Raw genomic sequence first — 13166 nt, forward strand, 5'->3', positions numbered from 1 at the left:
TAGCATATATAATACAATGTATTACAGATGAAAGGAGGGATGGAATGACAATCTCTTTAAGACTAAATGAGGCAGACTCTATACTGTTTAAAAAATATGCGGAATTGCATGGGATTAGCGTATCGGAATTGCTTAGACGCTCAGTGATTGAACATATTGAAGAGGAGTATGATTTGCAGGCTTATGAGGAAGCCATAGCGGAATATCATGAAAATCCCATCACCTACTCCCTTGATGAGGTGGAGAAAGAGCTGGGCTTAGGATGAGTTTTAGGGTTGTATTTTCTGATAAAGCATTAAAGCAGATGAAAAAGCTGGACAAGTACACAGCTTCTCTTATCGTTGCTTGGCTTAGAAAGAACTTAGAAGGCTGTGAAAATCCCAGGAAACATGGAAAGGGCTTAACAGCTAATAGAAGCGGACAATGGAGATATAGGGTAGGAGATTATAGAATTATTGCGGAAATCCAAGAAGATAAAGTAATTGTTCTGGTATTGGGAATAGGGCATAGAAGGGAAATTTATCAAAATGATATCTATGGAAAATAAATTGAGCCTAAAGCTACAGGATAGGGAATTTCCCTTTGAATATACTGACCATGACAGAGAAATTGTCCGGGGTATTGTCTTTGATGAAGAGAGGAATTTCTATTTTGTGAGAATTCATAGGGATGATTCTTTCGGAAAAGCCACCTTGATCGAAACTTCCGGCGGCGGAGTGGAAAAGGGAGAAAGCTTGGAGATGGCTATAAAAAGAGAGCTAAAGGAAGAGTTGGGAGCTGAGGTGGAAATCCTCCGAGAAATAGGGATAGTCAGTGACTATTACAACCTTATTCATAGGCATAATATGAATCATTATTTTTTGTGCAAAGTCCGTTCCTTTGGGGAAAAGAACTTGATGCCCTACGAAATCCGAGATTTTCATATGGAAACCTTGAAGCTGTCCTATGAAGAAGCCATAAAGGAATATGAAAAATGCAGTAATACAAAGTTGGGGAGGCTGATTGCCCAAAGGGAAGTTCCGGTTTTGGAAGAGGTAAAGAAGATGCTTTTAATGAATTAGACTTTTTAAAATTGTAAAACATTTGCCAAATAGAAAATAAGTAATATAATAGAAAGTAGGGATTTCCCTACTTTCTATTATATTGAAAGAAGAAGTATAAAAAAGCATATTTAGATTTAGAACTATATTTATGAATTAATGGGGGTGCTTTGGATGATGAATCAAACATTTATTGATAATGCAAAGGTTATGGCAAAAGGACAAGTAACAATTCCAAAGGATATTAGAGAAATTTTAGGGGTTTCTTGCGGTGATAGAATTACATTTGTTGTGGAAAATGGAAGTGTAAGACTTATTAATTCTGCAGTTTATGCTATGCAGATACTCCAGGCTCAAATGGAAGGAGAAGCTGAACAGAATGATTTATCTACAGATGAAGCTATTATGGATCTTGTAAAAGAAGTTCGTGCAGAAAGTGTAGAATAATGAAAATTCTTATTGATACAAATATATTAATATCTGCTGCATTAAGTAGCAAGGGCGTTCCCTATCAAGCATTTGTAAAAGCGGTTAGTTATCCAAATCATGGATTACTCTGTGAACAAAACATTGACGAAATGCGTCGTATTTTTAATAGGAAATTTCCTCATAAAATTCAGGCGTTAGAGGGTTTTCTATCTCTAGCATTATTAACATTGGAGGTGGTATCCATTCCTATTGAGGAAAGTGAGGTGGAAGTCAAAATCCGGGATGTAAATGACCGACCAATACTTAGAGCGGCTATTCATGCCGGAGTAGATATACTATTGACAGGTGATAAAGACTTTTTGGAGTCCGGGATTTTAAATCCTAAGATTATAACGGCGGCAGAATTTGTAAAAGAATTTTAGTGTATAGAGAAGAAATGGGAAAAGTATAGCTTTGTTTGCCCAATAAAAAGAAAAATAGCGAGATGGAAACTTCAAAAATATTAAAAAAATATCTGTCTAAGACTACTTTCCCTTTCTTTTTCAATCCGTTATACTATAAAAGATATATTGTGGCTATTTATGGAGGAATTTATGTTTTCCTTGATTTCAAATGATATCGGAATCGACTTGGGAACATCCAGTATTCTGATTTATATAAAGGGTAGAGGGGTTGTACTGAAAGAGCCCTCTGTCATTGCGGTAAATAAAGAAAATGATGAAGTGGTAGCCTTTGGTGAGGATGCCCGTCTTATGCTGGGAAGAACCCCGGACAATATTTCCGCTGTTCGCCCTCTTCGCCAAGGTGTGATTTCCAATTACACCAGAACAGAGCAGATGCTGAAGTACTTTATCAATAAGGCGGTGGGCAGAAGAACTTTAAGAAAGCCCAGAATCTGCGTTTGTATTCCCAGCGGAGCAACGGAGGTGGAGAAGAAGGCAGTACAGGATGCAGCCAGCCATGCAGGAGCCAGAGAGGTAAGCATTATCGAGGAGCCGGTGGCAGCAGCAATCGGTGCAGGCATCGACATTTACAAGCCCCAGGGAAATATGATTATCGATATCGGCGGAGGAACCTCCGACATTGCAGTCATTGCCTTAGGAGGTCCGGTGGTTTCCGAATCCATCAAGGTGGCGGGAGATGATTTTGATGAAGCCATTCTTCGCTATATGAGAAAGAAGCATAATCTTCTAATTGGGGAAAGAACTGCTGAGGAAATGAAGATCAATATTGGTTGTGCCAGCAAGAGACCGGAGAATGTTACCATGGAGGTTCGGGGACGAAACTTGGTTACCGCCCTGCCAAAGACCGTAGTGGTAAGCTCTGATGAGCTTTTGGATGCTCTCTTAGAGCCGGCAAGCATGATTGTGAATGCGGTACATCACGTCCTGGAAAGAACTCCGCCGGAGCTTGCGGCGGATATCTATGAGCGGGGAATCGTTATGACCGGAGGAGGAGCCCTGCTTTACGGTTTAGACAAGCTGATGCAGGAAAAGACAGGAATCACCACCATGCTGGCAGAGGATCCTCTTACAGCGGTGGCTATCGGAACGGGAAAGTCCATTGATTTAAGTAACGATGATGATGACTTCTAGTCTGGAAGAAATAGAAGGAAATGTATCCCATATCGTTTTTCGCAGCGAGGAAACGGGATACACCGTGTGTAGTATTACGGATAAGGGAGAAGAGTTCACTTTGGTGGGAAGCTTCTCCCATATTTCTGTGTCGGAAAAAATAAAGGCAAAGGGACGCTGGAAGGAACATCCGGTATACGGCAAGCAGTTCAGTGTAGAGGAATATCAGCTGGAGGTTCCGGACAGCCTTTTTGGCATTGAACAATATTTGGCTTCCGGGGCCATTAAGGGAATCGGTAAGGCCATTGCCGCCCGAATCGTAAAAAAATTCAAGGAAGATAGCCTACGGATTATGGAGGAGGAACCGGAGCGTCTTGCGGAAATTCACGGCATTTCCATGCAAAAGGCCATGGATATTGCTACGAACCTTTCAGGGCAACGGGAGCAGCAGGACATTTTCCTCCTCCTACAGGGCTATGGCATCAGCCTGAATCTATCCTATAAGATTTACCAGCATTTTCAGGGAGAGACGCTACGGGTTTTACAGGAAAATCCTTATCGCATAGCAGAGGAGCTGGAGGGAGTCGGCTTTAAGAAATGTGATGAGCTGGCAAAAAAGGTGGGAGTGGAGAAAGAATCCCCCTTCCGTATGCGAGCCGGCATCAACTATACCCTCTTACAGGGAGAGTGGCATGGACATTGCTACCTTCCTTTTTCGATTTTAAAAAGAGAGGCGGAGCGGATTTTAGAGATGCCTCTGGAGGACTTGGAAGAGCAGCTTCTGGAGCTGCAGTTGCAGGGGAAGGTGAAGGTCAAGGGGGAAAATGTCTACCGGGCCAGTACCTATTATCGGGAAATGCGGGTGGCTTCCCGTCTTTTACAGTTAAATGTGGAAGAGGAAGAGGCTCATGTGGATTCCTGGGAAAAGGCCATAGATAAGCTTTTGGACAGGGAAAAAATCACCCTGGACCCTCTCCAAAGAAAGGCAGTGAGCCTGGCCGCATCCTCCGGTGTTTTGGTCATTACCGGAGGGCCGGGAACGGGAAAGACAACTACCATCAAAACCATCTTACAGCTCTTTACCGGACAGGGAAAAAGCATTGCTTTGGCCGCCCCCACCGGAAGAGCGGCGAAACGAATGGGGGAAGCTACGAACTATCCGGCGAAAACTCTCCACCGGCTCTTGGAATACATGGGGCGGGAGGATCAGGAGCAGGAGGATCGGGATTTTTCCCTGTTCCAAAGAAATGAAGAAAATCCTCTGGAATATGATGTGCTGATTGTAGACGAAATGAGTATGGTGGATCTTTATCTGATGGATGCCCTTCTTCGTGCCGTTCCCGTGGGCTGTCGTTTGATTTTGGTGGGGGACAGTGAGCAGCTTCCCTCTGTGGGAGCGGGAAATGTGTTAAAGGACATTATTGCCTCTCAATGCATGAAAACCATTTCCCTAAAGAAGATTTTTAGGCAGGCCATGGAGTCGGATATTGTGGTAAACGCCCATAAAATAAACCAAGGGATAGAGCCGGATCTTGGGAAGAAATCCAAGGATTTTTTCTTTATCCGGGGGCAGGAGCCGAAGCAGATTCTGGAAAATATCGCCATTTTGATGAAGGAAAAGCTCCCCAAATATCTTTCCACCGACCCGCTTTCCATTCAGGTAATGTCCCCGCAGAAGAAGGGACTTTTGGGGGTGGAAAATCTGAACCGCTTTTTGCAGGAACGCTTGAACCCTCCCGGAAAGAACAAGCCGGAATATGAGGGAAGCGGCAACATTTTCCGGCTGGGAGATAAGGTTATGCAAATCAAAAATGACTACCAGCTGGCCTGGGAAATTCCCGGAAACTTTAACCTGCCCATAGAAAGCGGAGAAGGAGTTTTTAACGGAGACATCGGAAAGATTACGGAAATCAATGCCTATCAAAAGACGGTAACGGTGTTCTTCGAGGAAAAAAAGGTGGTTTATAGCTTTCAGGATTTAGAGAATCTGGAGCTGGCCTATGCCATTACCATTCATAAGTCACAGGGATCGGAGTATCCGGCGGTGTTGCTTCCCATGTATCCCGGTCCGAAAATGCTGATGAGCAGAAATATTCTTTACACCGCCATTACCCGGGCCAAGTCCTGTGTCTGCCTTTTGGGGCATCCCAAGGTCTTTCTGGAAATGCTTCACAACGAGCAGGAGCTAAAACGCTACTCCGGTTTGGCTCAGCAATTACAGACTATCGGAGAAAGCTTTTCCGCATCTTTTTCAATGGATAGCGGAAATCCATTTGCGGAATAGGATATCATTCTACTTTCGAGGGCTGTGATTTCTCTTTTCTATAGGTTATTATCCCATAAGCTATTATCACATCATAGGAAAGGGGACTGTATGGATCTTGTTAAAATCGGAAAGTATATTTCGGAAAAAAGAAAGAATTTGGGGCTGACCCAAAAGCAGCTTGCCGAGAAAATAGGTATGAGTGATAAGTCTGTCTCTAAGTGGGAGAGAGGTATTTGCCTTCCGGATGTATCGCTTTATTTTGACCTTTGTTCCATTTTAGGCATTAGTATTAACGAGTTTTTAGCCGGCGAAGATATTGTCCATGAGAATATCGAAAAGAAGTCGGAAGAAAATATCATCAGTGTTGTTACAGACAGTAAGCGCAAACAAAAAAGCTTGAAGTATATCATTTGTGCATTGCTGATTCTTTCCATACTTACAACTGCGGTAATTGCTACTTCCCTATATCGTGCCTATAGGCCGATGAACTATATTACACCGATGGCCGGGAATAGTGTGGAAATGCAGACGGTGAATCTGATTGCCGGGCCGGATGGAGTAAATGCTTATCAATTTACGACCACTGATAAGTTTGCTCGACTCAAGATTTATTATTCAGAATATCATAAGGGAAAACTGTTAAGTAAAGAACCTGTAGAGATTGGCTTTGAGGGTATGGATTCCCCGAAAAATGGAGGCATTATCATCGTTCCGGATTATGATCATGCAATAATAAAGCTTGTTGTTTGGACAGATGATGGATCCAAGTCTTCTGTAGATTTGCCTCTTATGGAAGGTGTTGCAGGAAGGGAATACTATATCAGATCACAAAGTCGAATCGAGGGAAAACCAGAAATTATTTATGACTTTGAAGACGTATTGCTGGGATTGGCTTACGATAAGGATGAGATCACAGTTCCGAATCTTCTTGATTTACTTTTAGGAAAAACCGATGCTTACTCTGAGAATGAGTATATCTATCTTTTCTCTTATGAGTTTTGCAAAAAATAAGGGATTTATATGCATCGAAGCGGAAAGTATTGGATTGACCCGGAAATAAGGGTATTAGTCCGGGAGGATTGTTATTAGCTCGGAAGTATTGGAATACTTCGGTAAAAGAATATCATGAAATCGAAAGATAGAGGAATAGGAGGAGCTATGGGAAAAAAGGAAGACTGGAAAGAAGCCATCATCAATGCCCTCTTTCCTCCTCGCTGCATCCTTTGTGATGAGCTTACGGAAAGCGGAAAAGAAGAAATCTGTCCTGCCTGCAAAGCTTACGAAAAAATCATGGAGGAGCCGGTCTGTAAAAAATGCGGACGAGGGATTCTTTTGGATACGGAGGAGTACTGCGGAAACTGTAAAAGACACCGTTTTTCCTTTTCTACCGGTATGATGCTGTATGAATTAACAGAGGAAGTAGAGGATGCTTTAGTGCTTCTGAAGTATAAAGGCAGAAAAGATAAAGGTGTCTTTTTCGGAAAGAAAGCCGGAGAAGTTTTTCGGGAAAAGATAGAAGAACTGGGGATTCAGGCCATTATTCCTGTGCCGGTTCATCCCATTAGAAGAAAGGAAAGGGGCTATAATCAGGCAGAGGTCATTGGAGAAAGTCTGGCAAAGGTCTGTGGCATCCCTCTGGTTTCAGAGTATTTACAGAGAGTCAAGAAAACAAGAGCTTTAAAGGACTGTAGCCCGGAGGAAAGACTATTAAATCTCTTGGAAGCAATTCACTGTGAAGCATTACCCTCGGATGTAAAGCGTGTGCTTTTGGTGGATGACATTTTTACCACCGGAGCCACCATGGAGGCTTGCAGCAGAAAGCTCCTGGAAGCCGGAGCGGAGGAAGTGCATATCCTTTCCATTGCCGGAAGAGTAGAGCGTTAATAAAAGGAGCTGTAGAAATCAATAAGCTGAAGCGACAGATGCAGTATAGGTATGAAAGAGAGCAATCTGAGCCCGCCGGTACTTGCGAAAAACAAAGGTACTGTAGTTTTTCGCTTAGTACCGATGCAGGGCGAGGTTAGCGGGAGCGTGCTCGATTTCATACCTATACTGCGTCTAAGCGTATCTTAGCAATGCATACAGCCCTTTTTAGAATGACTCTTCCTCAGAGAAGGAAGACCAATATTCCTCAGTTAAAGCAATTAATTCCACCAATGCCTTAGTTAAAGGCTTATCTTTCCTATACACTGCCACCGCATTCATTTTTGGATGTGTCTTACAGGGAATCAGGCGGATGCTGTCCGGTACATGGGCACGGTTATTGCTACCGATAAAGGAGCAGTAATCTGAAGATTCCACCAGAGCCATTTGATAATGGATTCCCTCCACATCCATAGGCACATAGGGGTCAATGCCTGCGTCTTCAAAGGCCATTTCCGCAACGGATCGTTCTGTAGAATCCTTGGGCGCCAGAACAAAGGGAAGTTCGGAAAGCTTAGCCAAATCAATTTCAGTAATTTCGCCCTCTTCTTCCAAAACCTCTAACAAAGGATGATTTTTGGCAATAGCCAAAAGCAATTCTACCTTTCCCAGAAGCTTATATTCCATACGATAGCTTTGCTTATCCCCCATTAAGACAATGCCTAAATCAATGGTGCCGTTTTTCACCAATTCCTGTGCCTTTAGCCCCTTCATGGAAGTAAATTGCAATTTTACATTGGGATGGCTTTCGTGGAATTTCTGGAAAATGTAGCACATCATATAGTCTCCCTGAAGTCCTGAGGCTCCGATGGCAATTTCCTCGTTATGAAGCTGGCTAAGCTCTGCAATCTTGGCATAGCAGTCCTTCTTCATATTCATCATTTTCCGGGCTGTTTCCACATAGATTCTGCCGGCCTCCGTTACGCTACATTCATTTCCTTTGCGGGCAAAGAGCTTTGTGCCCAGCTCCCGCTCCAGATTTAAAAGCTGTAAATTCAAAGCAGGCTGGGAGATAAAAAGCCGTTCTGCCGCCCTGCTGATATTTTTTTCCTCTGCAATTCTTAGGATATGTTCTAATTTCTTTAAGTCCATGCTGTCTCTAATACTCCTTTATCTCAGAAGGATTTTTCTTAAAATTTATGTTCTCAAAAATTCTTTGAGAAGCTTTTTCTATGCTACAGTTTTTGAAAATCCCCTAAGCTGTCTTGTAAAGGTATATCGGCAAAAAAGAAAAGCCTATCAATCTCATTTTATTTGACAGATTCCTTAGTTCCATGTAAAGTGAAAAAAATTTAAATGCAATTTTATTTTGCCACAAGGGAAATGCAATGAGGACACAAACGCAGCCTTTTAGATATATATTGCATAATAACGCCGAAATAAAATAGAGCATTTATTACTGCAAAGCATTAATTCCTTTGAAAGGAGAAAAATACATGAAAAAAAGAGAAGCAGGAGTATTACTTCCTTTATTTTCCCTACCGGGAGAAGAGGGAATCGGAACTATGGGAAAGGAAGCCAGAGCGTTTATAGACTTTTTGGCGGAGACGGGAAACCGGGTTTGGCAGATTCTTCCCATGGGGCCAACAGGTTACGGAGATTCTCCCTATCAGTCCTTTTCCGCCTTTGCGGGAAATCCGTACTTTATTGATTTGGAAACCCTGAAAGAGGAAGGTCTTTTGGAAGAGGCGGATTTGGAAAAGGAACGCTTTAAGGAATCCAAAGAGAAGATTTCCTATGGACTTTTGTATGAGCTAAAGCACAAAATCCTCCGAAAGGCCTATGAAAACTGGCTTTCCAAGGGGGGGAATCTTTCTGTGCTTTTGGATGGAAGAAGCAAGGAAAATTTTGACTATTGCCTCTTTATGGCTTTGAAGGACTTTTTTAACGGAATTCCTTGGCTTTCCTTTGAGAAGCCCTACCGGGATAAAGATCAGGCGACTATAGAGAAGTTTTTGGAGGAGCACAAGCAGGAAGTGGGCTATTATGCCTTTTTGCAAATGCAGTACGATAAGCAGTGGCAGGCTCTTTTAGCCTATGCCCATGAGAAGGATATCCTGATTTTTGGAGATATTCCCATTTACTGTGCCATGGACAGTGCGGATGCTTGGGGAAACAGAGCTCTGTTCCAGTTTGATGAAACAGGCTACCCCTCTTCTGTTGCAGGAGTACCGCCCGATGCCTTTTCCGAGACCGGACAGCTTTGGGGAAATCCCTTGTATGACTGGGAGAAGCACAAGGCGGAAGATTACGCTTGGTGGTGTAAGCGGATGGAATATTGCTTGAATCAATTTGACCTGCTGCGGGTGGATCATTTCCGTGGCTTTGAATCCTATTATGCGGTGGAGTATGGTGCGGAAACCGCTATGGTGGGAGAGTGGCGTGAGGGACCGGGATTCGGTCTATTTCAGGCGATTCAGAAACATTTTCAGAAGGAAGAACTGCCGATTATTGCAGAAGATCTGGGGGTAATCACCAAGGAAGTGGAAGAGCTGATTGCGAAAACCGGCTTTCCCGGCATGAAGATTTTGCAGTTCGCATTTTCCGACTTTGAAAATGTTTACCTACCCCACATGCTACAGGATAGTAATTCCGTGTATTATACCGGAACCCATGATAATGATACTTTAAGAAACTGGTTTGAAACCCTGTCAGATTGGGAGAGAGGAAATGTGTACCATTATCTTTCCCGTTCTCAAAATGACTGGAATGCAATGACAGAGCTTTTGATTAAGACAGCCCTTTCCAGCATTTCCTCCCTATGCATTATTCCGGCAGGAGACTACCTGGAATGCGGAGCAGAGGGAAGAATCAATGCGCCGGGAACTGCGGAAGGAAACTGGCAGTGGCGTCTTCCGGAAAAGGCCTTTAGCGAAGAAAAGAAGGCTCTAATTTCGGACTTGCTTAGGACTTATGGGCGTTTCCATAGTCCCGCGCCCCAAAAATAAAGGAGCCGATACGCACCATGGTAGCTCCTTCTTCGATGGCTACTTCATAATCTCCGCTCATCCCCATGGAAAGCTCCTTAAGGGGAAGAGCGGGGTATTTTTTTTGCAATTCCGTTAAGAGACTTTTTAATGCTCGAAAATGTACCCGGTTTTCCTCCGGATTCTCTGTAAAGGGAGCAACGGTCATCAAACCGCAGAGCTTGACATGGGGGAGGGATTTACATTCCTCCAAAGCTTGTTCCACCTCTTCTAAAAAGAAGCCGGACTTACTTTCCTCCCTGGCCACATTGACTTCCAATAAAACGGAGGCAATTTCCTCTTTCTTGGTGTATTCTTTTTCCACCTCTAAAGCCAAAGGAAGGGAGTCAATGGAATGAATCATCTTTACCTTCCCGGGAAGATATTTTACCTTGTTCTTTTGGAGGGAACCAATCATATGAAAAGAAGGAGCTTCCTTTTGCAAATGGGCGTCCTCCTGCAAGAGAGCAAACTTATCCCGAATTTCCTGTACCTTGTTCTCTCCAAAGTCCCGAATACCATAGCTATAGGCTTCCTGCACAGCAGCGTAGGGTTTTGTTTTGGAAACCCCTATGAGCAGTACCTCCTCCGGCTTTCTTCCGGACCTTTCACATGCCTTACGAATATTTTCCCGAACAATCTGAATCTCTTTTTCCATAGGAGCTTCCTTTCTATTAAAGACATATATACAGATAGCTCTATTATAAAAGCTTTTTAGAGAAAGGACTATAGAAAAAGAGAAGTTAAGCCGCGACTCATAACTCTAATGCAAGCAAAGTTAAGTTGTGACTTATAACTTCAGTGCAAGCAAAGTTAAGTTGCGACTTATAACTCCAGTGCAAGCAAAGTTGAGTTGCAATTCGTAACTCCAGCGCAAGCGAAGTGCAGCGCTTTCAAGTCTGAGCGATTTAGAACAAGCGGTATGTTCCCACTACGAAATATTCCTCCGGAACCTTCCACTCAGGCTTCTTCTCTACGGTGCCTACGGTCCAGCTATCAGGCTTATGGAAGTGGGCGGTAAGAACGGTATGGAAGTAAAACATAACGATACCGTCATTTAAATACCGATCTTCCCTGGTGATATGCTTAACCTCCCGATCCAGAAGATAGAGCATATTGTCCTCTATTAAGAAACGATAGGTCTGGCGATTCAATGCAGCCGGTGCAAGACTTGAGGCATAAAAGGCCTTTTCCCAGTTCGGATCCATGGCATCCTCGGCAAAATCACAGCTCTGTCCGAAAACAGACTGGGAAACCAGTTCAACCATGGCTATCTTAGGTGCAATATGTCCTTTGATTTTCTCCATGCGTACATCGGATCTGGACTTAATATCGATACGATTGCTGTCCTTCTCCGGATTACCGTGTCCAAAGCTGATGCAGGTGGTAACCGTAAGGGGAGAACTAATATTTAAAGCGGTTTTTACCGCCTTTGCTTCGTTAATCGATAAAAAGCAGGTATTTAATTTCAGTTCTGTAAGCTTTAACTCTAACTGTGCTGCCAGATAACCTGCATGGATGTAGCCTTCTTCGCTATCCTCTCCCAAAAGCAGAATATAGTTGGGAGCAAAAAAAGCGTTGCCCATATAACCTACAATTCCTTCTAAACGGGGACCTGCTTCCTTTCCCAATAGAAGAATCTCTGTCTTCTGCTCCGGAATGAGTGGGGACAGCTCCTTCATATACTGCCGTACCTGCTCCAGCAACTTTTCATCTACCTTCTTATCCTTATAGCTACGGATGGAACTCCGTTCCTTAATGAGCTCTCTCCACTTCATAATCTGTCCTCTCTTTCTCCTGAATCAGTGATTTTTTCCAGACTCTTCCTATAAAAATAGGAGAGTTTTTCTAAATAGACCAAAGCTATTTTATCATAAGTACGGGAAAAGCTCTAAGAGAACTTTGTATTTCTATATTTTTCATTGTAGAAAGTCCTGATGGATATTTGTAGAAAATGGAGAGACGAAGAGAAGAATGATATTCTTTTTGTGGAAAGCGGAGCAAAGAGGGAAAGTCATTTATGATATTTGCAGAGAAGGGAGTAAGAAGAGAAGCCTTATGCATCTCCGCTTCCGCGCCGAAATATGGGGTGTAGATTTCCTACTCTTTTTTTAAAATTCTCGAAAGAGTATTGCAGTAGCACGGGGGAAAGAGTATAGTAATAACGTTTCTTAATTTTAAATAGATAGAAAGGGAACAGATGGATTTAAAGAAAGAACATCTTGAATTTATTCAGCAGTTTAAAGAAATTACGGAAAATAAGGAATATTGTAAGTTAAAGGCGGTGCCTCGGCATGGAAGTACCAATACCTTCGACCATAGTGTTCGAGTAGCTTATATGGCGTATCATTTGGCAAAAAGCTGGGGCATGGATGCGGACAGCGCTGCCAGAATCGGTTTCCTTCATGATTTTTGTATGATTGACTATCATAAGGATGACGGTACCACCCATAACGGACGTTGGTACTGCTTTTATCATCCGGAGGATGCGGTGGAGAACTCCGAAGCACAGAATTTCGCTTTAACGGAGACAGAGAAGAGAGCGATTTTAACACATATGTTCCCTCTTTCTACCCGTATTCCCAACAGCAGGATAGCCTATTTATTGACCTTATCCGACAAGACCGTAGCCCTGCAGGAGTCCTGGCAAAATGCGGTGGATGCCTTTGCCAGATTCAGAGAGATTTTGCATCTTTCTCCCAAGAAGGCACCGGTTTATGTACGGAACAGAGAAGATGAAGAATAAAATTTTTCGGAGATTTTTCTCTTATATAAAAATGGAGCGACTTTCGGTTTTCGAGGTCGTTCTATTTTTTATTTTCTCTAATGAATCCATATTTTCGACTCTTTATAGCTCCATATTCCAATTTTTCCCGATGACTCTCTTTTTGATTCGAGGCTTTATACTATACCCTTGTGCTAAATAGGGAAAAGTTGTATTTTTATTTCTGGACAAAAGCTTTTATAT

The 13166-nt window shown here is 42.9% G+C and carries 14 protein-coding genes; 11 read left to right on the plus strand and 3 right to left on the minus strand.

The window, feature by feature from the left end:
* Window positions 1-44: 44 nt before the first annotated feature.
* The 9 genes from relB (at window position 45) to HNQ46_RS04630 (ending at window position 7193) form a co-directional block, all read left to right on the plus strand.
* On the plus strand, window positions 45-266 hold the full coding sequence (gene relB, locus HNQ46_RS04590) for a type II toxin-antitoxin system RelB family antitoxin (RefSeq protein WP_183683422.1): 222 nt from the start codon (window positions 45-47) through the stop codon (window positions 264-266).
* A complete protein-coding gene (locus HNQ46_RS04595) occupies window positions 263-547 on the plus strand; it encodes a type II toxin-antitoxin system RelE family toxin (RefSeq protein WP_183683424.1) in 285 nt (94 codons plus the stop codon). The genes relB and HNQ46_RS04595 overlap by 4 nt, the downstream gene beginning before the upstream one ends.
* Entirely contained in the window at window positions 537-1061 is a 525-nt protein-coding gene (locus HNQ46_RS04600; protein WP_183683426.1) for an NUDIX domain-containing protein, read from the plus strand. Before HNQ46_RS04595 ends, HNQ46_RS04600 begins: the two co-directional genes overlap by 11 nt.
* A 153-nt stretch (window positions 1062-1214) precedes the next feature.
* A complete protein-coding gene (locus tag HNQ46_RS04605; RefSeq protein ID WP_036597488.1) occupies window positions 1215-1487 on the plus strand; it encodes an AbrB/MazE/SpoVT family DNA-binding domain-containing protein in 273 nt (90 codons plus the stop codon).
* Entirely contained in the window at window positions 1487-1891 is a 405-nt protein-coding gene (locus HNQ46_RS04610) for a putative toxin-antitoxin system toxin component, PIN family (RefSeq protein WP_183683428.1), read from the plus strand. Before HNQ46_RS04605 ends, HNQ46_RS04610 begins: the two co-directional genes overlap by 1 nt.
* Before the next feature lie 171 nt (window positions 1892-2062).
* Window positions 2063-3064: a rod shape-determining protein gene (gene mreB, locus HNQ46_RS04615; RefSeq protein ID WP_183683430.1), complete on the plus strand. Its 1002-nt coding sequence runs from the start codon at window positions 2063-2065 to the stop codon at window positions 3062-3064.
* Window positions 3048-5327 (plus strand): SF1B family DNA helicase RecD2, encoded by a 2280-nt coding sequence (gene recD2, locus HNQ46_RS04620; protein ID WP_408637133.1) that lies wholly within the window; start codon window positions 3048-3050, stop codon window positions 5325-5327. Before mreB ends, recD2 begins: the two co-directional genes overlap by 17 nt.
* Window positions 5328-5417: 90 nt before the next feature.
* Window positions 5418-6320: a helix-turn-helix domain-containing protein gene (locus HNQ46_RS04625; protein WP_183683434.1), complete on the plus strand. Its 903-nt coding sequence runs from the start codon at window positions 5418-5420 to the stop codon at window positions 6318-6320.
* A gap of 147 nt (window positions 6321-6467) precedes the next feature.
* Entirely contained in the window at window positions 6468-7193 is a 726-nt protein-coding gene (locus HNQ46_RS04630; RefSeq protein ID WP_183683435.1) for a ComF family protein, read from the plus strand.
* Between the two features lie 207 nt (window positions 7194-7400).
* Here the strand turns inward: HNQ46_RS04630 and HNQ46_RS04635 are convergent, their stop codons facing one another.
* Window positions 7401-8324: a LysR family transcriptional regulator gene (locus HNQ46_RS04635; protein WP_183683437.1), complete on the minus strand. Its 924-nt coding sequence runs from the start codon at window positions 8322-8324 to the stop codon at window positions 7401-7403.
* A gap of 344 nt (window positions 8325-8668) precedes the next feature.
* Between HNQ46_RS04635 and malQ the strand changes: the two genes are divergently transcribed.
* Complete coding sequence (gene malQ, locus HNQ46_RS04640; RefSeq protein ID WP_183683439.1) at window positions 8669-10180, plus strand: 4-alpha-glucanotransferase; 1512 nt, start codon at window positions 8669-8671, stop codon at window positions 10178-10180.
* On the opposite strand, the gene HNQ46_RS04645 is transcribed toward malQ, so the two are convergent.
* Together HNQ46_RS04645 and HNQ46_RS04650 are read right to left on the minus strand one after the other, a co-directional pair.
* Window positions 10137-10856, minus strand: a complete 720-nt coding sequence (locus HNQ46_RS04645; protein ID WP_183683441.1) for a YggS family pyridoxal phosphate-dependent enzyme — start codon at window positions 10854-10856, stop codon at window positions 10137-10139. The two genes, malQ and HNQ46_RS04645, sit on opposite strands and share 44 nt — an antisense overlap.
* A gap of 250 nt (window positions 10857-11106) precedes the next feature.
* A complete protein-coding gene (locus HNQ46_RS04650; protein ID WP_183683443.1) occupies window positions 11107-11976 on the minus strand; it encodes a nitroreductase family protein in 870 nt (289 codons plus the stop codon).
* A gap of 422 nt (window positions 11977-12398) precedes the next feature.
* Between HNQ46_RS04650 and HNQ46_RS04655 the strand changes: the two genes are divergently transcribed.
* Complete coding sequence (locus HNQ46_RS04655) at window positions 12399-12944, plus strand: HD domain-containing protein (RefSeq protein ID WP_183683445.1); 546 nt, start codon at window positions 12399-12401, stop codon at window positions 12942-12944.
* The last annotated feature ends 222 nt before the right edge of the window (window positions 12945-13166 follow it).

The organism is Oribacterium sinus, from assembly GCF_014202695.1.
In the GTDB taxonomy this organism is placed as follows: domain Bacteria; phylum Bacillota; class Clostridia; order Lachnospirales; family Lachnospiraceae; genus Oribacterium; species Oribacterium sinus.